Here is a 22,959-nt window from a genome sequence, read left to right on the forward strand (position 1 = left end):
GTTTGATCGATCAAAACTCTCCAGGGCCCGCTCCGCGACGGCCGGTGGGCCCCGAAAGCCTGAAATCCAGGGCCGTACAGCGCCTTCCCGCGGAGACCGTGCGCACTGCCTGTCCCAGAGCCTTGCGCGAACCGACGAGGACGACCAGCCTCTTGGCGCGTGTCACGGCGGTGTAGAGCAGATTCCGCTGAAGCATCATCCAGGCGCCGGTGGTGACCGGGATCACCACGGCCGGATACTCGCTGCCCTGGGAGCGGTGGATCGTCACGGCGTAGGCATGGGCGAGCTCGTCCAGTTCGTCGAAGTCGTACGGGACTTCCTCGTCCTCGTCGGTGCGGACGGTGAGCCGCTGCTCGTCGGTGTCGAGGGCGGTGACGACGCCCACCGTGCCGTTGAAGACGCCGTTCTGGCCCTTCTCGTAGTTGTTGCGGATCTGGGTGACCTTGTCGCCGACGCGGAAGACCCGGCCGCCGAACCGCTTCTCCGGCAGGTCGGGCCGGGCGGGGGTGATGGCCTGCTGGAGGAGGCCGTTCAGATTTCCCGCGCCGGCCGGGCCGCGGTGCATGGGGGCGAGCACCTGCACGTCGCGGCGCGGGTCCAGGCCGAACTTCTTCGGGATGCGGTGCGCGGCGACGTCCACCGTGACGCGGCCCGCGTCCTCGGTCTCCTCCTCGACGAAGAGGAAGAAGTCCTTCATGCCCTGGGTGATGGGCGGGACGCCGGAGTTGATCCGGTGGGCGTTGGTGACGACGCCCGACTCCTGGGCCTGCCGGAAGATGCGGGTGAGGCGGACGGCGGGGATCGGGCTCTCCGCACTGAGCATGTCCCGCAGCACCTCGCCCGCGCCGACGCTCGGCAACTGGTCCACGTCGCCCACGAAGAGCAGGTGGGCGCCGGGCGGCACGGCCTTCACCAGCTTGTTGGCGAGCAGCAGGTCGAGCATCGAGGCTTCGTCGACGACGACCAGATCGGCGTCGAGCGGCCGGTCCTTGTCGTACGCCGCGTCGCCGCCGGGCCGCAGTTCCAGCAGGCGGTGCACGGTGGACGCCTCGGCTCCGGTGAGCTCGGCGAGGCGCTTGGCGGCGCGGCCGGTGGGGGCGGCGAGGACGACCTTGGCCTTCTTGGCGCGGGCCAGCTCGACGACGGAGCGGACCGTGAAGGACTTGCCGCAGCCGGGGCCGCCGGTCAGGACGGCGACCTTATGGGTCAGCGCGAGCCGGACCGCCTCCTCCTGCTCGGGCGCGAGCTCGGCGCCGGTGCGGTCCGAGAGCCAGGCGAGGGCCTTGTCCCAGGCGACGTCCCGGAAGGCCGGCATGCGGTCGTCGGCGGTCTTCAGGAGCCGCAACAGCTGGCCTGCGAGGGAGAGTTCGGCACGGTGGAAGGGGACCAGGTAGACGGCGGCGATGTCGTCGCCCCCGTCCGGGTCGGGCAGGGACTCGCGGACGACGCCCTCCTCCTCCCCGGCCAGCTCGGCCAGGCAGTCGATGACGAGGCCCGTGTCGACCTGGAGCAGCTTCACCGCGTCCGCGATGAGGCGCTCCTCGGGCAGATAGCAGTTCCCCTGGTCGGTGGATTGCGAGAGCGCGTACTGAAGGCCGGCTTTGACGCGCTCCGGGCTGTCGTGCGGGATGCCGACGGACTGGGCGATGCGGTCGGCGGTGAGGAAACCGATGCCCCAGACGTCGGCGGCGAGGCGATAGGGCTCGTTCTTCACGACGGAGATCGACGCGTCGCCGTACTTCTTGTAGATGCGGACGGCGATGGAGGTGGAGACCCCGACGCCCTGGAGGAAGACCATGACCTCCTTGATGGCCTTCTGCTCCTCCCAGGCGGCGGCGATCATCTTCGTCCGCTTGGGTCCGAGCCCCGGCACCTCCACGAGCCGCTTCGGCTCCGACTCGATGATGTCGAGGGTGTCGACGCCGAAGTGGGTGGTGATCCGGTCGGCCATCACGGGTCCGATGCCCTTGATGAGGCCGGAGCCGAGATAGCGGCGGATGCCCTGGACGGTGGCGGGCAGCACCGTCGTGTAGTTCTCCACCGTGAACTGTTTTCCGTACTGCGGGTGGGAGCTCCAGCGGCCGTGCATCCGCAGCGACTCGCCGACCTGCGCGCCGAGCAGCGCGCCGACGACGGTGAGCAGGTCACCGGCGCCGCGGCCGGTGTCGACACGCGCGACCGTGTACCCGGTCTCCTCATTGGCGTACGTGATGCGCTCGAGGACCCCCTCGAGCACCGCCATCGCTGTAGCTGGACTCGACATGATCCGACGCTACCGCCCGGCACCGACAACGCGGCGCGCCTGTGGACAACTTCGAACCTGTGGACAACTTTGAAGGGGTCTGGCCCGAGGACCAGACCCCTTCGGTTTCCCCTCCCCTGTCAGAACCGTGCGATCCCCCCGGATCCCCCGGATCCCCCCAGATCCTGGAACCCCCCTCAGAGGTCCTGACTCCAAGTACGACACGCCTGGTGCCCGAAGGGTTGCACGGAGTGGCCCAGAAGTTTTTTTACGGGTTTCGTGCTGGGTTCCCAGGTGCTGCGGCAGGCCCTCGCTCACGGCTCACGCGTACGCGCGAAAGCGCTCCGCCGTCTCCCTCAGCACCTCGCTCCCGTCGCGCGCCCACAGTCCCTCGTTGAAGATCTCCACCTCGATCGGGCCGCGGTATCCGGCGGCGTCGACGAGGCCGCGGACGGCGCGGAAGTCGATGCTGCCGTCGCCCAGTTGCCCCCGGCCGAGCAGGACGCCCGCGGGCAACGGCGTGATCCAGTCCGCCAGCTGGAAGGCGTGCAGCCGGCCGCTCTCCCCCGCCCGCGCGATCTGCTCGGGCGCCCGGTCGTCCCACCACACGTGGTACGTGTCGACGACGACGCCCACCTGGTGCGCGGGGAAGCGTTCCGCGATGTCGAGTGCCTGGCCGAGGGTGGAGACCACGCAGCGGTCCGACGCGAACATCGGGTGCAGCGGCTCGATCGCGAGGCGCACGCCGCGCTCCTCGGCGTAGGGAGCGAGGACGGCGAGCGCGTCCGCGACCCGCTCGCGCGCGCCGGACAGGTCCTTGTCGCCGGGCGGCAGGCCGCCCGAGACCAGGACCAGCGTGTCCGTGCCGAGGGCCGCCGCCTCGTCGACGGCCGCGCGGTTGTCGTCGAGGGCACGCGCGCGTGCCACCTCTTCGACGTCCGTGAGGAAGCCGCCCCTGCACAGGCTCGTCACCGTCAGACCGGCGTCCCGCATGAGGCGGGCGGCGCGCTCGACCCCGTACTCCTGGACGGGCGCCCGCCACAGGCCGACCGCCCCGATGCCCTCTTTGCCGCAGCCCTCGGCGAGTTCGGGGAGCGACCACTGCTTGATGGTCTCCTGGTTCACGCTCAGCCGCGACAGCGGCACGGGGGCAGCGGCGGGGGCAGGGACAGGGGCGGGCTCGGGGGTCATTGTGGGACTCCGTGGACGGTGAGCAAGGAGCGCATGCGGGCGGCCGCGAGGGCCGGGTCGGGGAACAGGCCGAGGCCGTCGGCGAGTTCGTAGGCGCGGGCGAGGTGGGGCAGCGAGCGGGCCGACTGGAGGCCGCCGACCATGGTGAAGTGCGTCTGGTGTCCGGCCAGCCAGGCCAGCAGGACGACACCGGTCTTGTAGTAGCGGGTGGGGGCCTGGAAGAGGTGGCGGGACAGCTCGACGGTGGGGTCGAGGAGGGCGCGGAAGCGCTGCGCGTCGCCGGTGTCGAGGGCGCGCACGGCCTCCGCGGCGACCGGGCCCAGCGGGTCGAAGATGCCGAGCAGGGCGTGGCTGAAGCCGTGGTCGTCGCCCGCGATCAGCTCGGGGAAGTGGAAGTCGTCGCCGGTGTAGCAGCGGACGCCGTCGGGCAGGCGGCGGCGCAGGGCGATCTCGCGGTCGGCGTCCAGGAGGGAGACCTTGATGCCGTCGACCTTGCCGGGGTGGGCGGCGATCACCTCCAGGAAGGTGTCCGTGGCCGTGTCGAGGTCGGCCGATCCCCAGTAGCCCGCAAGAGCGGGGTCGAACATGGGGCCGAGCCAGTGCAGGATCACCGGCTCGCCGGCCTGGCGCAGGAGATGGCCGTACGTCTCCAGATAGTCGTCCGGTGACGTGGCCGCGGCGGCGAGGGCGCGGGACGCCATGAGGATCGGCTGGGCGCCGACCGACTCGACGAGGGCGAGCTGTTCCTCGTACGCGTCCCTGACCTGGGGAAGGCTTGCGAGGTGCGTGGGCAGGGCGAGTTGGTCGGTGCCCGCTCCGCACGCGATCCGCCCGCCGACCGCCTTGGCCTCGGCGGCCGAGCGGCGGATCAGCTCGGCCGCGCCCGCCCAGTCCAGGCCCATGCCGCGCTGGGCGGTGTCCATGGCCTCGGCGACGCCCAGGCCGTGCGCCCACAGGTGGCGGCGGAAGGCGAGGGTGGCGTCCCAGTCGACGGCGGCGGGGCCCTCGGGCGGCACGTCCGCCAAGGGGTCGGCGACCACGTGGGCGGCCGAGAAGACGGTGCGGGAGGTGAGCGGGGGCCCGCCGGTCGCCCAGCGCGGCGGCGCCTCGCGCGGGGTGTACGCGCGCGTGCCGCCTCCCGCGGCCGGCAGCAGCACCTGGAGGGGCCGGGTCACAGCGCGATCTCCGGGACGTCGACGCGGCGGCCCTCGGCGGCGGACTTCAGGCCCAGTTCGGCGAGTTGCACGCCGCGCGCGCCCGCGAGGAGGTCCCAGTGGTAGGGCGCGTCGGCGTAGACGTGCCTGAGGAAGAGCTCCCACTGCGCCTTGAAGCCGTTGTCGAACCCGTCGGGCTGGTTGTCCGGCACCTCCTGCCACTGGTCGCGGAAGGAGTGGGTGGCGGGCAGGTCCGGGTTCCAGACGGGCTTCGGCGTCGCACTGCGGTGCTGTACGCGGCAGTTGCGCAGCCCGGCGACCGCCGACCCCTCCGTCCCGTCGACCTGGAACTCGACGAGCTCGTCGCGGTTGACGCGCACCGCCCAGGAGGAGTTGATCTGCGCGACGGTGCCGCCGTCCAGCTCGAAGATGCCGTACGCGGCGTCGTCGGCGGTGGCGTCGTAGGGCTTGTCGCGCTCGTCCCAGCGCTGCGGGATGTGCGTGGCGGTGAGCGCCTGGACGGTGCGTACGCGGCCGAACAGCTCGTGCAGGACGTACTCCCAGTGCGGGAACATGTCGACGACGATGCCGCCGCCGTCCTCGGCGCGGTAGTTCCAGGAGGGGCGCTGGGCGGGCTGCCAGTCCCCTTCGAAGACCCAGTACCCGAACTCGCCCCGCACGGACAGGATCCGGCCGAAGAAGCCCCCGTCGACGAGCCGCTTCAGCTTCAGCAGACCCGGCAGAAAGAGCTTGTCCTGGACGACGCCGTGCTTGATGCCGGCGCCCTCGGCGAGCCGGGCGAGCCCGAGGGCGGCGTCGAGCCCGGTGGCGGTCGGCTTCTCGGTGTAGATGTGCTTGCCTGCGGCGATGGCCCGCTTGATGGCGTCCTCGCGCGCGGAGGTGACCTGCGCGTCGAAGTAGATGTCGACGGTCGGGTCGGCGAGGACGGCGTCCAGGTCGGTCGAGCAGTGCTCCAGGCCGTGCCGGTCGGCGAGGGCGCGCAGCGCGTGCTCCCTGCGGCCGACGAGGACGGGCTCGGGCCACAGCACGGTGCCGTCGCCCAGGTCGAGGCCGCCCTGTTCGCGGAGGGCGAGGATCGAACGGACCAGGTGCTGGCGGTGGCCCATGCGTCCGGTGACGCCGTTCATGGCGATGCGCACCGTCTTGCGTGTCACGGGAGTCCCTCCATGGGAGCGAGCGTAGCAAGCGCTTTCTATCCGGGGGCAAGCTAGCCTGCCGGACAAGCTTCGGACAAGGGGTCCGGTCGGGAGCAGCGACCGGGCGAGGACAAACGGGTGACCTGGGGCGGGTGCGGGCCGGGTGACCGGAGAGGTACGTGATGGGCAACCGGAGGAGTACGACGTGACCGTGACCCTGGCGGACGTGGCGGCCCGCGCGCAGGTGTCGCCCGCCACCGTCTCCCGCGTGCTGAACGGCAACTATCCCGTGGCGGCCGCCACCCGCGAACGCGTCCTGCGCGCCGTGGACGACCTCGACTACGTCCTGAACGGTCCCGCGAGCGCGCTCGCCGCGGCCACCTCCGACCTGGTCGGCATCCTCGTCAACGACATCGCCGACCCCTTCTTCGGGATCATGGCGAGCGCGGTGCAGTCCGAGATCGGCGGGCCCGGCGGCCGTGCGGGCGGGGAGCGCATGGCCGTCGTCTGCAACACCGGCGGCTCTCCGGAGCGCGAACTCACCTACCTCACACTCCTTCAGCGCCAGCGCGCCGCCGCGGTGATCCTCACGGGTGGGGCGATCGAGGACGCCGAGCACGCCGCCGCGACCGCCGGGAAGCTGCGGCGCCTCGCGGAGGCGGGCACGCGGGTGGTGCTGTGCGGCCGGCCGCCGTCGCCGGAGGCCGACGCGGTGGCGCTCACCTTCGACAACCGGGGCGGGGCCCAGCAGCTGACGGAGCATCTGCTGAGCCTCGGGCACCGCCGTATCGGGTACATCGCGGGTCCGGAGGAGCGCACGACCACCCGGCACCGCCTGGAGGGCCACCGCGCCGCCCTCGCCGCGCGCGGCATCGCGGACGACCCGGCGCTGACGGTCCACGGCCCGTACGACCGCCGCTCCGGCTACGACGCCACCGACGAACTCCTGCGCCGCGCCCCCGACCTGACGGCCGTCGTCGCCGCCAACGACACGGTGGCGCTCGGCGCGTGCGCGGCCCTGCGCGACAAGGGTCTGCGCATCCCGGACGACGTGTCGGTGGCGGGCTTCGACGACCTCCCCTTCAGCATCGACGCCGTCCCCGCCCTGACGACGGTCCGCCTCCCCCTCCACGAGGCGGGCGCCCGCGCCGGCCGCATCGCCATGAGCAAGGAGAAGCCCCCGCCGGGCGGGGTGGCGACGGTGCACGGGGAGCTGATGGTGCGGGGGTCCACGGCGGGGCCGCGGTAGGGGGCGGGGCGTGGCCTGGGAGCGACGGGGCGGTACGCCGGGGTCGCTCAGACCAGTCGTCCCAGCACCGCCACCCCCTCCGTGATCTCCGCGGTGCCTGTTGCCGCGTAGCCGAGGACCAGGCCGGGGGGCTGAGGGCGTTGGGTGTGCCAGGACAAGGGGTGGACCTTGACTCCGTGGGTGAGGGCCGCCGTGGCCAGCTCCGTGTCGGAGAGCTTGCCGTGGGGGCCGCCGCGCGCCTCCGCGCCGAACGTGATCATCAGGTGCAGGCCCGCCGCGGCGCCGTGCACCACCGCCCCCGGCAGGTGTTCCCGGATCGCCGCGATCATCGCGTCCCTGCGCCTGCGGTGGTGTCTGCGGATGAGGCGCAGGTGGCGTTCGAGGTCGCCGGAGTCCATGAGGTGGGCGAGAACCAGTTGGGGCAGTGCCGGGCTGCCGAGGTCGATGAGGCGTTTGGCGTCCACGAGCGCCTCCCGGTACGCGGACGGGGCCAGCAGCCAGCCCAGGCGCAGGGCGGGCGCGAGGAGCTTGGAGACGCTGCCCGCGTAGCAGACGTGCCCGGGGAGCAGGGCGCGCAGGGCGGGGACGGCGGGCCGGTCGTAGCGGTGCTCGGCGTCGTAGTCGTCCTCGATGACGAGGCCGCCGGCGCGGGCCCAGTCCATCAGCTCGCGCCGCCGTTCACCGCCGAGGACGACTCCGGTGGGGAACTGGTGGGCGGGCGTGAGCAGTACGGCAGGGGCCCCCGTGGCGCGCAGCGCGTCGACGCGGATGCCGTGGGCGTCGACCGGGACGGGCGGGGTGTCGAGCGGCCGCAGGTGCTGGCGTACGCCGAGTGAACCCGGCTCCTCCACGGCCACACCGGTGATCCCGTCGGCGCGCAGGACGTCGACGAGCAGCCGCAGCGCCTGGGCCGTGCCGTTGACGATCAGCACGTCGTCCGGGTCGGCGAGGATTCCGCGGTTGCGGGAGAACCAGTGCGCGACGGCGCCGCGCAGGGCGGGGGTGCCGCGCGGGTCGCCGCATCCGAAGTCCGCGGGCGAGAGCCCGGCGAGCACGCGGCGCTCGGCGCGCAGCCAGGCCGCGCGCGGGAAGGCGGCGAGGTCGGGGAGGCCGGGTGACAGGTCGATGCGGGCGGGCGCGGAGCGGATGGCGTCGAAGACGCCGAGGTCGGGCGGGGCCGTGAAGAGGGTCCCGGCCGGGTCGCCGACCGCTTTCCGCCCGGGAGCGGCCGGTCGTGCCGGTGCGGGCGATCGTCCCGGTGTGGGCGGTCGTCCCGGTGCGGGTGGTCGTCCCGGTGCGGGCGGTCGTCCGAGTGCGGGCGGTCGTCCGAGTGCCGTCCCCGACGGGTGCGGTACGGCGACGACCACCGTGCCGCCCCGGCCGCGCCCGGCGACGTGGCCGTCCTCGGTGAGGCGCCGGTAGGCCTCGGTGACGACGCCGCGGGACACGCGCAGGTCGGCGGCGAGGGTGCGGGTGGCGGGGAGCCTGCTGCCGACGGCGAGGCGGCCGTCGGCGATCGCGCTCCTGATCTGCCGCGCCAGCCAGTCGGAGAGCCCGCCCCTGGGGGCGTCGCCGGTGTCGAGCTGGAGGAAGTCGACGGCTCCGGTCGCACTTATGGACCTGTGAGAAGGAGATCCAATGGACCTGTTCATGGAGCCATTGTGGCGGGAGGGTCGGGGCATGGAATTTCTGCTCACCTCCCTGGTCGTCTGCGTGACGCCGGGCACCGGCGTCCTGTTCACCGTCGCGGCCGGTCTCTCGCGCGGCACCCGCGCCGCGGTGGTCGCGGCCGTCGGCTGCACGCTGGGGGTCGTCCCGCACATGGTGGCGGCGATCACCGGCCTCGCGGCGCTCATGAACACCAGCGCCGTCGCCTTCCAGACGCTCAAGTACCTCGGTGTGGCCTATCTGCTGTACATGGCGTGGAGCACGCTGCGGGACAAGAGCGAGCTCACCGCGGAGCGGGAGAGCGAGCCGCGCTCGGCGGGCCGCACGATCCTGACGGGCGTACTGATCAACATCCTCAACCCGAAGCTGACGCTGTTCTTCTTCGCGTTCCTGCCCCAGTTCGTGAGCACCGACGAGCCGCACGCCGCCCTGCGCATGACGGAGCTCAGCGCCTACTTCATGCTGATCACGTTCCTCGTCTTCGCGGCATACGGCCGCTTCGCCGCCGCCATGCGCAACCACGTCATCTCCCGCCCCCACGTGGTGACCTGGCTCCGCCGCACCTTCGCCGCGGCGTTCGCGGCGCTGGGGGCACGGTTGGCGTTCCTGTGAGGCGGCCCCACACATTCGGCCGAGCCGGGGTTCCCAGCCGCGGCACTCCGGCGTACCGTTGACTCAGTCAAAGGTGACCCGGAGTGATCCGTATGACGAAGCCTCCTCAAGTAGCCCCGGTGCGCGCGGTGGCGCGTGCTCCCATTCATGAGATGCGTGCCTTCAACCGGTTCTATACGAACCTCATCGGCGCGCTGGACTACAGCCGCCATCTGTACGTCCCGTACACCCTCACCGAGTCCCGTGTCCTGTACGAGCTGGCGCACGCGACGCGTACCGACGCGGCCGATCTGCGGGCCGAACTCTCCCTCGACGCCGGGTACTTGAGTCGGCTCCTGGCCAAGTTCGAGCGGGACGGTCTCGTCGAGCGGGCGCCCTCGGCGGCCGATCCGCGGCGGCAGCGCATCACGCTCACCGCCCGTGGGCGCGACGCCGCCGAGCTGCTCGACGAGCGGTCGCGGGAATCGGTCGGCTCGCTGCTCGCCGAGGTGCCCGCCGCGGACCGGGTCCGGCTCGCGGCGGCCATGCGCACGGTGCGGGAGATCCTCGGGGGCGGCCGCGGGCGGCCCCGCCGCCGCGGGCAGCGGGCGGACGTCGTACTCAGGCAGCCGGGGCCCGGCGACCTCGGGTGGATCGTGCAGCGCAACGCCACGGTGTACGCGGCGGAGTTCGGTTGGAACGCGGAGTACGAAGGCCTCGTCGCCCGCATCGTCGCCGACTTCGCCGAGGACCACGACCCCCACTTGGAGCGCGTGTGGATCGCCGAGCTCGACGGGCGGCCCGTGGGGTGCGTGATGTGCGTACGGGACGAGGCGCCGGGGACGGCCCGGCTGCGTCTCCTGCTCGTCGAGCCCGACGCGCGGGGCCTCGGCATCGGGGATCAACTCGTCGCGGCTTGCGTCGAGTTCGCGCGTGAGGCCGGGTATCGCGAGCTGACCCTGTGGACCAACGATGTGCTCGCGGCGGCCCGCGGGATCTATCAGCGCCACGGCTTCGTCCTCGTGTCCGAGAAGCCGCACCGCTCCTTCGGCGTCGACCTCGTGGGACAGGACTGGCGGCTTCCGCTGCACGGAGGGCCCGCGTGAGCGCCGCGCCGCGGCGGGGTTGACCACACCCGTACGCCGCCTACTGTCAGGACCATGAAATTCGCCTTCTCCACCCTCGGCGTCCCGGGCCTGCCCGTCCCCGACGTGCTGCGGCTCGCCACGGACCACGGCTACCAGGGCGTCGAGCTCCGCGCACACCCCGAGGAACCGGTGCACCCGGGGCTCGGCCTCGTCGAACGGGCCGACGTGGCCGCCGAGTTCAAGGCGGCCGGCGTCGAGATCCTCGGCATCGCCGGGTACGCGCGCGTGGCGGCGCCCGGCGAGGACGGCCCCGTCCTCGACGAGATACGGTCCCTCGTCGACCTCGCCCGCGACCTGGGCGCCCCCTTCATCCGCGTCTTCCCCGGCGGCGGCACCGAACAGAGCGCGGCGGAGGCCGACGCGACGGCCGCGCGGCGGCTCGGCACCGCCGCCCGGCACGCCGCCGACGCGGGCGTGCGCATCCTCATGGAGACCCACGACTCGCACCGCACCGGCGCCGACGCCACCCGTGTCCTCGGCACCGTCGGGCACCGCCAGGTCGGCGCCCTGTGGGACGTGATGCACACCTGGCTCGGCGGCGAGTCCGTCACCGACACCTTCGCCGCGCTCTCCCCCTACCTCGGCTACGTCCAGGTGAAGGACATCGCGTCCGCGGAGGACAAGACGCCACTGGCGCTCGGCGCCGGCACGCTGCCGATCGCCGAGTGCGTGGAGACGCTCACCGCGGAGAACTGGGAGGGGTGGCTGTGCTGGGAGTACGAGAAGCGCTGGTACGAAGCGGCGGCACCGCTGCCGCAGTTGCTCGGTCCGGGCCGTGAGCTCCTGTCACGGCTGGTGTCCCGGTCCGCCTGACCACACCGGCACCGGCACCGCCCCCGCCCCCGCCCGCCCCCGCGAACGAGGTGAGCGCGACCCCGCCCACCAGCAGCGCCGCCGCGCACCACCGCAGACCGCTCACCGACTCGCCCAGGACCAGGGCGGCCGACGACATCCCGAAGACCGGCACGAGCAGGGAGAACGGGGCGACCGTGGAGGCGGGGTGGCGCCGCAGCAGGTACCCCCAGGCGCCGAAGCCGAAGACCGTGGTGACCCAGGCGACGTAGACGATGATGCCCGCGCCCGACCAGTCGAGGGAACGCAGCGCGTCGAGGTCCCTGGACGGCCCCTCGAAGAGCAGGGAGAGCGCGAGCAGCGGCAGCACCGGAACCGTGCTCACCCACACCATGAAGTTCAGGGCGTCCGGCGGGGCCGCCCTGCGGGTGAGGATGTTGGAGACGCCCCAGCAGGCCGCGGCGCCCACCAGCAGCGCGAAGGCGGTGAGCGGACCGGTCCCGCCCTCGTCGACGCCCGCGACCGCGATCCCCGCGAGGGCGACGGCCATGCCCACCACCCGTACCCTGCCGGGCCGTTCGCCCAGCAGCACGAAGGCGAACAGGGCGGTGAACACGGCCTGGACCTGGAGCACCAGCGAGGAGAGACCGGCGGGCATCCCGGCGTCCATCCCGATGAAGAGCAGCCCGAACTTGGCCACGCCGAGCACGAGGCCCACCCCGATCACCTGCTTCCACGCCACCTTCGGCCACCCCACGAAGAAGACGGCGGGCAGCGCCGCCACGAGGAAGCGCAGGGCGGAGAAGAGCAGCGGCGGGAAGTGGCCGAGCCCCACCTCGATCACCACGAAGTTGACGCCCCAGACGGCGGCAACGAGGACAGCCAGACAGACATGTGCAGGTCGCATGCGTCGAGGATCACCGCTCCGACCGTGTAGGACCAGCGCGGATCTCTGCATGATTGGATGAAGCAACGCTTACGAATCGCCGCTTATGAATTGCCGCTGACGAATGGGGACCCCGTGCTCGATCTCGCCCGGCTCCGCGCGCTGCACGCCGTCTCCGTGCACGGCACGGTGGGTGCGGCCGCGACCGCGCTCGGCTATACGCCGTCCGCGGTCTCCCAGCAGATAGCCAAGCTGGAGCGGGAGACCCGCACGACGCTCCTGGAGCGCCGCGGCAGAGGCGTCGCCCTCACCGAGGAAGCGCTGCATCTCGCCGAGACGGCGCGCCAGTTGATGGCCATCGTCGAACGCGCCGAGACCGAGCTGGAGGAGCGGCGCGGGGTGCCCGCGGGGCGCCTCACCATCGCCGCGTTCGCCTCGGCGGCGCGGGGGCTCCTGCCGTCCGTCCTCGCCGACCTGGCGCGCAGGCACCCCGCCCTGGACGCCCGTATGACGGAGATCGACCCGCACCTGTCCGTCGACCTCGTCGCCAAGGGCGCCATCGACGTGGCCGTCGTCCACGACTGGGACATCGCGCCGCTGCCGACGCCGCCCGGTGTCGAACAGGCGGTCATCGGCGACGACTTCTGCGACCTCGTGGTCCCCGAGGGGCACCGGCTCGCGGGCCGCGCGTCCGTACGCCGCACGGAGCTGAAGGCGGAACGCTGGATCACGCAGCCTCCGGGGCTCGTCTGCCACGAGTGGCTGATCCGCACGCTCCGCGAGGCCGGGTGCGAGCCCGACATCGCCCACCAGGCCGAGGAGAACCCGACGCTGGTCGCGCTCGTCGCCGCGGGGCTCGGCATCGCGCTCATCCCGCGCCTCGGCCGCGGCCCCGTCCCGCCCGGCGCGGTCACGGTCTCCCTCGACCCGGTCCCCGTCCGCCGCCTCTACGCCCTGTGGCGCACGGGAGCCTCCCGCCGCCCCGCCATAGCCGAGACAGTCCAGGCCCTCCAGTCCCACTGGCCGTCCTGACCCGCCCCGCGCTCCCCTCCGGCCCCAACTTCCGTAATTACCACGCCGATTGGGAACCCTCCGCGTGTCCCGCCCGTCCAACCGGCACGCTGCCGGTGAGTCTCCGCGAGGCGGTGTCGGCATCGCTGCTGGCTGCGAACGCTGACCACCCTCTCCGCCGCCCGCGGCCGGCAGCTCGCCGTCACCGGTGCGCCCCCCTTCACAGCGCCGGTGACGGCCCCGTGCTCCTCCCGCGCTCCTCCCTTGACCGGCAGAAATCTTCGGGATATCCGTAGCTCCTGAAAGTTTCCTCCGAACCGCAGGAGCCCACGTGCAGCAGCCCGACGGCAGCGACAGCCACAGCGACGGCCACAGCGACCGCGGGCTCCGCGCACTCGTCGGCTCCATGTCCCTGGAGGACAAGGTCGGCCAGCTCTTCGTGATGCACGTGTACGGCCACAGCGCGACCGACCCCGACCGGGCCGACGTCGACACGAACCTCCGGGAGCTCGGCGTGCGCGACGCCGCCGAGCTGATCGCCCGCTACCGCCTCGGCGGCATCATCTACTTCGGCTGGGCCAACAACACCCGCGACCCCCACCAGATCGCCGAGCTCTCCCGGGGGATCCAGCGGGCCTCACCCGCCGTCCCCGTCCTCATCTCCGTCGACCAGGAGCACGGTGTCGTCGCCCGCGTCGGCGCCCCCGCCACCCTGCTCCCCGGCGCCATGGCCCTCGGCGCGTCCGGCTCCCACGAGCACGCCCGCGAGGCCGCCCGCATCGCCGGCGCCGAGCTGCGCGCCCTCGGCATCCGCCAGGACCACGCCCCGGACGCCGACGTGAACGTGAACCCCGCCAACCCGGTCATCGGCGTCCGCTCCTTCGGCGCCGACCCCGACGCCGTCGCCGGCTTCGTGACCGCGCAGATCGAGGGCTATCAGAGCGCCGGCATCGCCACCGCCGCCAAGCACTTCCCCGGGCACGGCGACACGACGGACGACAGCCACACCGAGCTCCCGCACATCCACCACACCCGCGAGGAGTGGGAACGCCACGACGCGCCGCCCTTCCGCGCCGCGATCGCCGCGGGCGTCGACTCCGTCATGACCGCGCACATCGTGGTGCCCGCCCTCGACCCGTCGGGCGACCCGGCGACGCTCTCCCACCCGATCCTGACCGGCGTCCTGCGTGAGGAGCTCGGCTTCGACGGCGTCATCGCCACGGACTCGCTCGCGATGCGCGGCGTCCGTACGAAGTACGGCGACGACCGCGTGGCCGTCCTCGCCCTCAAGGCGGGCGCCGACCAGCTCCTGAACCCGCCGCGCCCGGACGTCGCGTGGCACGCCGTCATCGACGCGGTCAGGAGCGGCGAGCTCACGGAGGACCGCATCGACGAATCGGTCCTGCGCGTCCTGCGCATGAAGGCGAAAGTGGGCCTCCTGAGCGACGAGGACCCCGCTCCCGCGCCCGTCACCGTCGCGCCCCCCGCCGTCGGCACCCCCGCCCACCTCGCCGCGGCCGACCGCATCGCCGAAGCCACCACGACCCTCCTGGTCAACACCGACGGGCTCCTCCCCCTGTCCCCCGCCACCCACCCCAACATCCTGGTGGTCGGCGCCGACCCCCGTTCCCCGTCCGGGACCACGGGCCCGCCGACCGCGGTCCTCGCGGACACCCTCGACGCCCTGGGCTTCCGGGCCACGGCCCTGCCCACCGGCACCGCCCCCGACGAGGCAACGATCGAGAAGGCCGTGGCGGCGGCGCAGGGAGGCCAGGACACCGTCCTCGTGACGACGTACAACATCACCACGCACGCCACCACGAGGGACAACACCCAGGCGGCGAACACCACCCTGAACACCACCCACGCCCAAGCCCAGGCCCAAGGCCAGCCCCAGGCTCACGTCCACCGGGCCACCGACCACCCCGACGACACGAGCCAGGCCACCCTCGTCGCGGCGCTCAAGGCCACCGGCCTCCCCGTCATCACCCTCGCGATCCGCAACCCGTACGACATCGCCCACCTGCCCCCCGTCGACGCCGCCCTCGCCTCGTACTCCTGGACCGACGTCGAACTGCGCGCCGCCGCACGCGTCATCGCGGGCCGGGTCGCGCCCCGGGGCCGGCTGCCCGTGCCGGTGCGGCGGGCGGACGACCCGGCGCAGGTGCTGTACCCGATCGGGTACGGCCTGACGTACTGAGCCGTACGCCGCTCCGCCCGCGCGCCACCCCCAAGCGGCCGAAAGCCGCCCGCGTGCCTGGTGTGCGCCCGCTCCGGCGGGCCACGCTGAGGTGCGCGCACCGGGGGGATGGCCATGGTTGCCTGCGTCCGCACACTGCTGCCCGCCGTCACGGCGGCGCTGACCGCGCTGGCCGTCCTGACCGCGCCGGCCGTCCTGACCGGCTGCCAGAAACCGGGCGGCTCCGCCCCGGACGCCACCACCTCCCGCCCCGCCGGCCCCACCCCCACCGACACCGTGTTCCTCGCCATGGACGAGTGCAGTTCACGGTCACGGGGCCGCGAGGCGTCCACGGAGGTCCCGTGCGGCAGTGAACGGGCGGTCGCGCGGGTCGTCGCGCGCTACGACGGCACGGTCCGGCAGGGCCCCGCGTGCCCGCCGCACACGGACTTCGTGCTGCACATCAGCGAGAGCAGGCCCGCCGTCGACGAGGACGGCGACGGCGAGATCCCGCAGGGCTACGCCTGCATGCGGAACCTGGAGCCACCGCATCCCGGCGACCCCGGTGGCGGCGGAGGACCGCGGACCGTCGTCGGGGACTGCGTGTACGGCGCGGGGCGCGGGGAGGTGCGCGAGACGGCCTGCGACGGCTCGGGCGAGCGGCACCCGGAGTACCGCGTGACGGCGGCGGTGAGGGACCGCGCCGCGTGCCCCGCCGCCACCCGGCTCTACGTGACCCTGGACGGGAAGCGGCCCGTGGGCTGCGCGGTACGGCTGTAGGGGCCGACGCACCGCGTCGGCCCCCGGAAAGCGCGAAAGCGCCGGCCGTCCTACGGCCGCAGCGTCCGCTCCTCCCGCACGTCGCGCCGGTCGAGCTTCTTGTCGTACGCGGCGAGCGGCTTGCCGGAGTCGGACGGCACCCCGGCCCACGTCTGGATCCGCTGCGTGGCCTTCGCCTTCTCGTCGGCGACCAGCTGCGCCACGGTCGCCCCGTGGTTGGCGCCGGGCGCCGTGAAGACGTGACTGTCGTGCTCGGCGCCGCGCGCGGGACGGAACTGCTCGGCGCCGTACGGGTCGTACTCGCCGTAGACGTACATCATCCGGTGCGCGTTGTGCCGCACCCAGCGGTCGATGTCCCGCATCGCGTGCGGCTTGAACTTCATCGGGATCTCGCGCGGCACGAAGTTCCGCGGCGGCTGGTAGCCGTACCGGCTCAGGTCGCCGAGCCAGGGCTGCTTGATGGTGGGGGCGCCGAGCTCGGTGCCCGCCTGGTAGTAGTACGGCGTGTAGGGGGCGAGGCCCTGGTCGGTGTAGGAGGACCAGCCGCCCACCGAGTCGACGTAGTCGAAGAGGGCCTGGTCGGTCATGGTGGCCGCGTCCGGGATCCTGCCGCAGGCGGTGGCGGCGGGCTGGTACTGCCAGAAGCCCCAGACGAGGTCCATGACGACGGCTTCGAAGGCCTTGTCCAGCGTGCCGACGGTCTTGAAGGTGTAGCCCTCCGCCCCGGCGTAGGCCGCGAGCTTCGCCGAGAGCGGTTCCCTGCGCACCAGCGCCTCGCGCTGCACGGCCTGGATCCGGTCGCGGCACTCCTTGGTGCCGACGCCCGCGAGGAACTCGTCGTAGGCCGAGTCCTCCTTGTCGACGACGTCATTGGGGGCCACGTAGGAGACGATGCCCGCCATGTCGCGCGGATAGAAGCGCTCGTAGTACGTGGCGGTCATGCCGCCCTTGGAGACGCCGGTGGCCAGCCACTTCTTGCCGTAGATCGGCTTGAGCGCCCGGTAGATGCGGTGCTGGTCGGTGGCGGCCTGCCAGATGTCGAGCTTGGACCAGTCGGCGGGGTCGGGGCGCGACGGCGTGAAGAATCGATACTCCATGGAGACCTGGTTGCCGTCGACGATCTGCGTCGGCTCGCGGCGGCCGGGGTTCGTGGAGACGCTGTAGCCGCTGGTGTAGTAGACCGTGGGGCGGCTGGTGTCCTTGTGCAGCACGGTGAGGCGCTGCTTGAAGGTGCCCTTGGAGGGGTGCCGGTGGTCGACCGGCTGGGTGTAGTTGAGGACGAAGAAGCGGTAGCCGGGATACGGCTTCTCCTCGATCAGGCTCATGCCGGGTATGGCGAGCAGCCTGTCCTTGATGTCCGTGGCATCTGTAGCGTCTGTGGTGTCGGTGGTGACCGTTTCCGCGGCTGTGGCCGCCCCGGTCGTCGTCGCTCCGGCCGCGCCCGCCGTGCCTATCAGCACCACGAGCGACAGCACCCATCTGAGCGTCTTGCGCATGCACCCTCCCCTGTCGACACAGCGATGCCCCGGAACCTAACGAAGCAACTGGGTCCACACCAGAGGGAGTTGCACTCCGTCCAAGGGGATCAGCAGAGAATCCAGCCCGAACTGACCCCGTGCCCGCCGATCTTCCCCTTCACCCACACGCAGCGGTGACCCGCGTGGACCGTCACCGGGCCCGCGTGGTGGGAGTAGCGGCCCTTGTCGCGGGCGGGCCTGCTGCCGCGGGCCTGGACGCTGACGGACATCGTCTTGCGGGCGCCCGTGTGCTTGGCGAAGGCCACGGCGCAGACGTAGCCGCGGGTCTTGAAGACGTCGACCCGGCCGGTGCTGAAGGGGAGCGTGCGCACCTTGCGTCCCGCGCAGAGACCGGTGACGGCCTGTGCGGAGGCGGTGCCGGGGCCCGCGAGGGCGAGCAGGACGGCGGCGGCGAGCACGGCGGTGCCGAGCGTCAGCCGCCGTCGTATCCGGCCACTGCTCCGCTCACTGCTCACGGTTGCCCCTCCCGCCACTCCTGCCTCAGCGTACTGGTGTACGGACGCACCCCGGGCCCCTCGCGGTTGCGGGGGAACCGCACCTTTTCCCGCGCTGCCGCGTGCGCCGCCCGTCTCAGGCCGCTTCGACCGGCTCCCCCACGAACGTCCGCCACAGCCGCGCGTACCGCCCGTCCAGCGCGAGGAGCTCCTCGTGCGTGCCGTCCTCCGCGACCCGGCCGTGGTCCATGACGACGACCCGGTCGGCGCGGGCCGCCGTGGTCAGCCGGTGGGCGACGACGAGTGTCGTGCGCCTTCCGGCGATGCGGTCCGTGGCCTGGTTGACCTGCGCCTCCGTGACGAGGTCGAGGGCGGCCGTCGCCTCGTCGAGGAGCAGGATGTCGGGGTCGACCAGTTCGGCGCGGGCCAGCGCGATGAGCTGGCGCTGCCCCGCGGAGAGGTTGCGGCCCCGCTCGTTCACCTCGTGCAGGTAGCCGCCCTCCAGGGTGGCGATCATGTCGTGCGCGCCGACCGCGCGGGCGGCCGCCTCGACCTCGGCGTCGGTGGCGTCCGGGCGGCCGTAGGCGATGGCGTCGCGGACCGTCCCGGCGAAGAGGTACGCCTCCTGCGGCACGACACCGAGGCGGTGGCGGTACGAGGTGAGGTCGAGGGAGCGCAGGTCCGTGCCGTCGACCGTGACGCGCCCGCCGGTGGGGTCGTAGAAGCGGGCGACGAGCTTCACGAGCGTCGACTTGCCCGCGCCGGTCTCGCCGACGAAGGCGACGGTCTGGCCCGCGGGGATGCGCAGGCGTACGCCGCTGAGCGCCTCCTCGGGGTCGCCGTCGCCGGTGGCCGCGTACGCGAAGTCGACGTCCTCGAAGGCGATCTCGCCGCGCAGCGACAGCACCTCCATCGGCTCCCGCGCGGCCTTCGTCGACGTCGGCTCCTGGAGCAGTTCCTGGATGCGGCCCAGCGAGACGGACGCCTGCTGGTAGCCGTCGAAGACCTGCGACAGCTGCTGCACGGGGGCGAAGAACAGGTCGATGTAGAGGAGGTACGCGACGAGCGCGCCGGTCGTGAGCGTGCCCGCCTCGACGCGGCCCGCGCCGACGATCAGGACGGCGACGACGGCGACGGACGACAGGAACTGCACGAAGGGGAAGTACACGGAGATCAGCCACTGGCCGCGGATGCGGGCCTTGCGGTAGCTGTCGCTGTTCTCCGCGAACCGCTCGGCGCCCGCGCGCTCGCGCCGGAAGGCCTGCACGATGCGCAGTCCGGCGACGGACTCCTGGAGGTCGGCGTTGACGACGGAGACGCGCTCGCGCGCCAGTTCGTACGCCTTCACGCTGGCCTTGCGGAAGAAGTACGTGCCGACGACCAGGAGCGGCAGTGTCGCGAAGACGACGAGGGCGAGCTCCACGTCGATGACGAGCAGCGCGGCCATGATGCCGAAGAAGGTGACGACGGAGACGAACGCGGTGACGAGTCCGGTCTGGAGGAACGTGGAGAGCGCGTCCACGTCGGTCGTCATCCGGGTCATGATGCGCCCGGTCAGCTCGCGTTCGTAGTAGTCGAGTCCGAGCCGCTGGAGCTGCGAGAAGATCTTCAGCCGGAGCGAGTAGAGGACCCGCTCGCCGGTCCTTCCGGTCATCCGCATCTCGCCGGTCTGCGCCACCCACTGCACGACGACGGCGGCGAGCGCGAGGCCGGCCGCGGCCCAGACGGCGCCGAGCGCGAGCTCGTTGACGCCCTCGTCGATGCCGTGCCGGATCAGGACGGGCAGCAGCAGCCCCATGCCCGCGTCGACGGCGACGAGCAGCAGGCTGAACAGGAGCGGCACCCCGAAGCCGGCGAGCAGTCTGCGCAGCCCGTACGACTCCTCGGGCGTGACGGCCCGCGCCTCGTCGATGCCGGGGGTGTCGGTGGCCGGGGGCAGCGCCTCGACCTGGGCGAGCAGTTCGGGGGTGGACGGCATCCCGGCGAGGGTGGTGTCCTTCGGCTCCCGGTCGCCGGTCCACAGGGCGGGCGTGATGCCGCGCTCCGCGTCGAACTCGGCGTCGAGCTCGTCGCGTACGGAGGTGTCCTCGGGCCGGTCGGCCGGGAGGGCGTGGCCGGGCGAGACGCCGCCGAGCTCGTCGGGGTCGGTGAGCAGCCGCCGGTAGAGGGCGGAGCGCTCCTCCAGCTCGTCGTGCGTGCCGAGGTCGGCGAGGCGTCCTTCGTCGAGGACGGCGATGCGGTCGGCGAGGCCGAGGGTGGAGCGCCGGTGGGCGATGAGCAGGGTGGTCCGCCCCGCCATCACACCCCGCAGGGCCTCGTGGATCTCGTGCTCCACGCGCGCGTCGACCGCCGATGTGGCGTCGTCGAGGACGAGGAGGCGGGGGTCGGTGAGGATGGCGCGGGCGAGCGCGATGCGCTGGCGCTGGCCGCCGGAGAGGGTGAGGCCCTGCTCGCCGACCTTGGTGTCGTACCCCTCGGGCAGGTCGGATATGAATCCGTGGGCCTGGGCGGCGCGGGCGGCGGTCTCGATCTCCTCGCGGGTGGCGTCCGGGTGGCCGTAGGCGATGTTGGCGCCCACGGTGTCGGAGAAGAGGAAGGAGTCCTCGGGGACGAGCCCGATGGCGGAGCGCAGGGAGTCGAGGGTCAGCTCGCGCACGTCGTGGCCGCCGATGAGGACGGCGCCGTGCGTCACGTCGTAGAAGCGCGGCAGGAGCAGCGAGACGGTGGACTTGCCGCTGCCGGAGGAGCCGACGACGGCGAGGGTCTCGCCGGGCCGGATCTCGAAGGAGAGGCCGCTGAGGACAGGGCGGTCGTCTTCGTATCCGAAGCCGACGTCGTCGAACTCGACGGTGGCGGGGGCGTCGGCGGGCAGCTCCTTCGTCCCGTCCTGCATGCTCGGCTCGGTGTCGATGAGTTCGAGGACGCGCTCGACGCCCGCGCGGGCCTGCTGTCCGACGGTGAGGACCATGGCGAGCATGCGCACGGGTCCGACGAGCTGGGCGAGGTAGGTGGAGAAGGCGACGAACGTGCCGAGGGTGATCTCCCCCTCGACCGCGAGCCAGCCGCCGACGGCGAGCATGGCGACCTGGCCGAGCATGGGGACGGCCTGGAGGGCGGGGGTGTAGCGGGCGTTGAGGCGGATGGTCCGCAGCCGCCCGGCGAAGAGCCTGCGCCCCACCTCGCGGAGCTTCCCGGTCTCCTGCTCCTCCTGCCCGAAGCCCTTCACCACGCGTACGCCGCTGACGGCGCCGTCGACCACTCCGGCGACGGCGGCGGCCTGGGCCTGCGCGTACCAGGTCGCGGGGTGCAGCCGGGAGCGGGAGCGGCGGGCGATGAACCAGAGGGCGGGGGCGACGGCGAGGGCGACGAGGGTGAGCGGCAGGGAGAGCCACGCCATGATCACGAGGGAGATCACGAAGAGCAGGATGTTGCCGATGGTCATCGGCAGCATGAAGAGCAGGCCCTGGATGAGCTGGAGGTCGCTGGTGGCGCGTCCGACGACCTGCCCGGTGGACAGCTCGTCCTGACGCCGCCCGTCGAGCCTCGTGATCGTCCCGTACATCTCGGTCCGCAGGTCGTGCTGGACGTCGAGGGCGAGGCGGCCGCCGTAGTAGCGGCGGATGTAGGTGAGGACGTAGACGACGAGGGCGGCGCCGATCAGGGCCCCTGCCCAGGGGCCCATGGACCGGTCGCCGCCCTGTCCGTCCTGGCCTATGACGTCGTCGATGATCACCTTGGTGATCAGCGGCACGAGGGCCATGACGGCCATGCCGCCGAGCGAGGAGCCGAGCGCGAGCACGACGTCCTTCGGATACCGCCACGCGTACCCGGTCAGCCGCTTGGCCCAGCCGGATTTCTCCCGCTCGGCCCCACCCCGTTGCTCCGCCACTCGGTGCCTCCTGGTCGTCTGCTCTGCCGGAAGGCACCAACACCGTGACGGGCGGATTTCATCCCACGGCAACAAACCGCGCCCCCTAAGGGGCGCGGGGAACTGCGCGACAAGCCACGACGAAGCCGCAGCGAAGCACTCAGCTGCTGGGCACCGCCACGAACGCCTCCTTCGGCGTGGTGGTCGGGGTGTACCTGCCCGCCGCCGAGGCCCTGGGCGCCAGGTCCTTGTGGATCGCCTTGGCGACCCCCTGGATCGTGGCGACGCCGTAGTTCATCGTGCTGTTCCCGTGCGTGAGCACGGAGATCGTGTAGTCGTGGCCGCCGCCCTTGAACGCGCCGATGCTGTGCACCCGCCAGCCGTGGGTCGACCGCTGGAGCCAGCCGTTCTTGACGTGGATCTTGACGCCGGAGGGGGCGCCCGCCGGGGTGCCCCAGCGCTGCGAGGAGACGACCTTGCCCATCAGCTTGAGGATGTAGGCGCGCGCGTTGTCGCTCAGGACGGAGTTCTTGGCGGTGATCAGCGCGAGCAGCTTCTGCTCGTCCGTCGCGTTGATCCTGGTCAGGCCCCAGTAGCCGTCGGCCCCGGGCGTGGTCTTCGTCATCTTCGCGGCCTTGAGGAAGCCCTTGATCTTCCCCGTGCCGAGCTGCCGCCAGAGCGTGCTGGTCGCCGCGTTGTCCGACTTGGTGATCATGGCGTACGCGAGGTCCGACTCGCGCTCGGTCAGCTTCCGGTCGGTCTTCTTCGCGTCCCACAGGAGCGCCGCGAGGACCGTCGTCTTGACGATGCTCGCCGAGTCGAACGAGGTGCCCGCGCGCAGGGTGCAGGTGGTGTCGGTGGTGCGGTCGTGGAGGCCGACCGCGACGGTGCCCTTGCGGTTCTTCAGGGCGGCGGTGATGTCCTTGGTGAGCTTGGCGGCCAGGCCGGCCTGTGCGGAGGTGCAGGTGACCGTGGGTGCCGGCGCCGCGGCGGCGGGCGTCGCGGTGGCTGCGGTGCCGAGCGGCACGAGCACTCCGGCGGCGAGTCCCGCCGAGAGCATGCGGGCGCGCC

At 72.5% G+C, this 22,959-nt stretch carries 16 protein-coding genes and 1 pseudogene; 7 read left to right on the forward strand and 10 right to left on the reverse strand.

The genetic code is table 11. The annotated features are described in order from the left end of the window. Positions 1-10: 10 nt before the first annotated feature. The 4 genes from recD2 to ACZ4Z4_RS03090 all read right to left on the reverse strand — a co-directional run bounded on the left by recD2 (position 11) and on the right by ACZ4Z4_RS03090 (position 5,762). Positions 11-2,242: an SF1B family DNA helicase RecD2 gene (gene recD2 / locus ACZ4Z4_RS03075; RefSeq protein ID WP_468322097.1), complete on the reverse strand. Its 2,232-nt coding sequence runs from the start codon at positions 2,240-2,242 to the stop codon at positions 11-13. A 321-nt stretch (positions 2,243-2,563) separates the two neighbouring features. Then, complete coding sequence (locus ACZ4Z4_RS03080; protein WP_468321314.1) at positions 2,564-3,433, reverse strand: sugar phosphate isomerase/epimerase family protein; 870 nt, start codon at positions 3,431-3,433, stop codon at positions 2,564-2,566. Further along, positions 3,430-4,608 carry a dihydrodipicolinate synthase family protein gene (locus ACZ4Z4_RS03085; RefSeq protein WP_468321317.1) on the reverse strand — a complete coding sequence of 393 codons (1,179 nt, stop codon included), beginning with the start codon at positions 4,606-4,608 and terminating at the stop codon, positions 3,430-3,432. The genes ACZ4Z4_RS03080 and ACZ4Z4_RS03085 overlap by 4 nt, the downstream gene beginning before the upstream one ends. Further along, positions 4,605-5,762 (reverse strand): Gfo/Idh/MocA family protein, encoded by a 1,158-nt coding sequence (locus ACZ4Z4_RS03090; protein ID WP_468321319.1) that lies wholly within the window; start codon positions 5,760-5,762, stop codon positions 4,605-4,607. Before ACZ4Z4_RS03090 ends, ACZ4Z4_RS03085 begins: the two co-directional genes overlap by 4 nt. A 187-nt stretch (positions 5,763-5,949) precedes the next feature. On the opposite strand from ACZ4Z4_RS03090, the gene ACZ4Z4_RS03095 reads away from it, so the two are divergent. Further along, the gene (locus tag ACZ4Z4_RS03095) at positions 5,950-6,993 is read left to right on the forward strand and encodes a LacI family DNA-binding transcriptional regulator (protein WP_468321321.1); all 1,044 of its coding nucleotides are present in this window, start codon (positions 5,950-5,952) and stop codon (positions 6,991-6,993) included. Positions 6,994-7,040: 47 nt separating this feature from the next. On the opposite strand, the gene pdxR is transcribed toward ACZ4Z4_RS03095, so the two are convergent. Next, positions 7,041-8,645 (reverse strand): MocR-like pyridoxine biosynthesis transcription factor PdxR, encoded by a 1,605-nt coding sequence (pdxR, locus tag ACZ4Z4_RS03100; protein WP_468321324.1) that lies wholly within the window; start codon positions 8,643-8,645, stop codon positions 7,041-7,043. A 28-nt stretch (positions 8,646-8,673) separates the two neighbouring features. Here pdxR and ACZ4Z4_RS03105 point away from each other — a divergent pair, with 28 nt between their 5' ends. The 3 genes and pseudogenes from ACZ4Z4_RS03105 to ACZ4Z4_RS03115 form a co-directional block, all read left to right on the forward strand. Further along, the gene (locus ACZ4Z4_RS03105) at positions 8,674-9,273 is read left to right on the forward strand and encodes a LysE family translocator (RefSeq protein WP_468321326.1); all 600 of its coding nucleotides are present in this window, start codon (positions 8,674-8,676) and stop codon (positions 9,271-9,273) included. Between the two features lie 152 nt (positions 9,274-9,425). Continuing rightward, positions 9,426-10,358: a bifunctional helix-turn-helix transcriptional regulator/GNAT family N-acetyltransferase gene (locus ACZ4Z4_RS03110; protein ID WP_468321329.1), complete on the forward strand. Its 933-nt coding sequence runs from the start codon at positions 9,426-9,428 to the stop codon at positions 10,356-10,358. 54 nt (positions 10,359-10,412) lie between these two features. Beyond that, positions 10,413-11,096: pseudogene (locus ACZ4Z4_RS03115) on the forward strand (sugar phosphate isomerase/epimerase family protein); the annotation flags it as partial. Here ACZ4Z4_RS03115 and ACZ4Z4_RS03120 read toward each other — a convergent pair. Next, positions 11,080-12,099, reverse strand: coding sequence for an EamA family transporter (locus ACZ4Z4_RS03120; protein WP_468321331.1), 1,020 nt, complete (start codon positions 12,097-12,099; stop codon positions 11,080-11,082). The pseudogene ACZ4Z4_RS03115 and the gene ACZ4Z4_RS03120 sit on opposite strands and share 17 nt — an antisense overlap. A gap of 114 nt (positions 12,100-12,213) precedes the next feature. On the opposite strand from ACZ4Z4_RS03120, the gene ACZ4Z4_RS03125 reads away from it, so the two are divergent. The 3 genes from ACZ4Z4_RS03125 (at position 12,214) to ACZ4Z4_RS03135 (ending at position 16,048) form a co-directional block, all read left to right on the forward strand. After that, the gene (locus tag ACZ4Z4_RS03125) at positions 12,214-13,110 is read left to right on the forward strand and encodes a LysR family transcriptional regulator (RefSeq protein ID WP_468321333.1); all 897 of its coding nucleotides are present in this window, start codon (positions 12,214-12,216) and stop codon (positions 13,108-13,110) included. Positions 13,111-13,495: 385 nt separating this feature from the next. Beyond that, complete coding sequence (locus ACZ4Z4_RS03130) at positions 13,496-15,289, forward strand: glycoside hydrolase family 3 protein (protein WP_468322100.1); 1,794 nt, start codon at positions 13,496-13,498, stop codon at positions 15,287-15,289. A 114-nt stretch (positions 15,290-15,403) separates the two neighbouring features. Next, positions 15,404-16,048, forward strand: coding sequence for a hypothetical protein (locus tag ACZ4Z4_RS03135; protein WP_468322102.1), 645 nt, complete (start codon positions 15,404-15,406; stop codon positions 16,046-16,048). A gap of 50 nt (positions 16,049-16,098) precedes the next feature. Here ACZ4Z4_RS03135 and ACZ4Z4_RS03140 read toward each other — a convergent pair whose 3' ends face one another. The 4 genes from ACZ4Z4_RS03140 to ACZ4Z4_RS03155 all read right to left on the reverse strand — a co-directional run bounded on the left by ACZ4Z4_RS03140 (position 16,099) and on the right by ACZ4Z4_RS03155 (position 22,948). After that, positions 16,099-17,544, reverse strand: coding sequence for an aminopeptidase (locus ACZ4Z4_RS03140; protein WP_468321336.1), 1,446 nt, complete (start codon positions 17,542-17,544; stop codon positions 16,099-16,101). A gap of 89 nt (positions 17,545-17,633) precedes the next feature. After that, on the reverse strand, positions 17,634-18,041 hold the full coding sequence (locus ACZ4Z4_RS03145; RefSeq protein ID WP_468321338.1) for a hypothetical protein: 408 nt from the start codon (positions 18,039-18,041) through the stop codon (positions 17,634-17,636). A gap of 115 nt (positions 18,042-18,156) precedes the next feature. After that, on the reverse strand, positions 18,157-21,909 hold the full coding sequence (locus ACZ4Z4_RS03150; protein ID WP_468321341.1) for an ABC transporter ATP-binding protein: 3,753 nt from the start codon (positions 21,907-21,909) through the stop codon (positions 18,157-18,159). Positions 21,910-22,048: 139 nt separating this feature from the next. Continuing rightward, complete coding sequence (locus ACZ4Z4_RS03155) at positions 22,049-22,948, reverse strand: serine hydrolase (RefSeq protein ID WP_468322105.1); 900 nt, start codon at positions 22,946-22,948, stop codon at positions 22,049-22,051. Between the last annotated feature and the right edge of the window lie 11 nt (positions 22,949-22,959).

The sequence above is a fragment of the Streptomyces sp. NPDC030245 genome (assembly GCF_055572995.1).

Bases quoted from the DNA above. Each gene is read 5' to 3' on its own strand.
- ACZ4Z4_RS03140 (WP_468321336.1), bottom strand. From the start codon at position 17,544: ATGCGCAAGACGCTCAGATGGGTGCTGTCGCTCGTGGTGCTGATAGGC.
- ACZ4Z4_RS03105 (WP_468321326.1), top strand. From the start codon at position 8,674: ATGGAATTTCTGCTCACCTCCCTGGTCGTCTGCGTGACGCCGGGCACC.
- ACZ4Z4_RS03120 (WP_468321331.1), bottom strand. From the start codon at position 12,099: ATGCGACCTGCACATGTCTGTCTGGCTGTCCTCGTTGCCGCCGTCTGG.
- ACZ4Z4_RS03135 (WP_468322102.1), top strand. From the start codon at position 15,404: ATGGTTGCCTGCGTCCGCACACTGCTGCCCGCCGTCACGGCGGCGCTG.
- ACZ4Z4_RS03110 (WP_468321329.1), top strand. From the start codon at position 9,426: ATGCGTGCCTTCAACCGGTTCTATACGAACCTCATCGGCGCGCTGGAC.
- ACZ4Z4_RS03155 (WP_468322105.1), bottom strand. From the start codon at position 22,948: ATGCTCTCGGCGGGACTCGCCGCCGGAGTGCTCGTGCCGCTCGGCACC.
- pdxR (WP_468321324.1), bottom strand. From the start codon at position 8,645: ATGAACAGGTCCATTGGATCTCCTTCTCACAGGTCCATAAGTGCGACC.
- recD2 (WP_468322097.1), bottom strand. From the start codon at position 2,242: ATGGCGGTGCTCGAGGGGGTCCTCGAGCGCATCACGTACGCCAATGAG.
- ACZ4Z4_RS03130 (WP_468322100.1), top strand. From the start codon at position 13,496: ATGTCCCTGGAGGACAAGGTCGGCCAGCTCTTCGTGATGCACGTGTAC.
- ACZ4Z4_RS03080 (WP_468321314.1), bottom strand. From the start codon at position 3,433: ATGACCCCCGAGCCCGCCCCTGTCCCTGCCCCCGCCGCTGCCCCCGTG.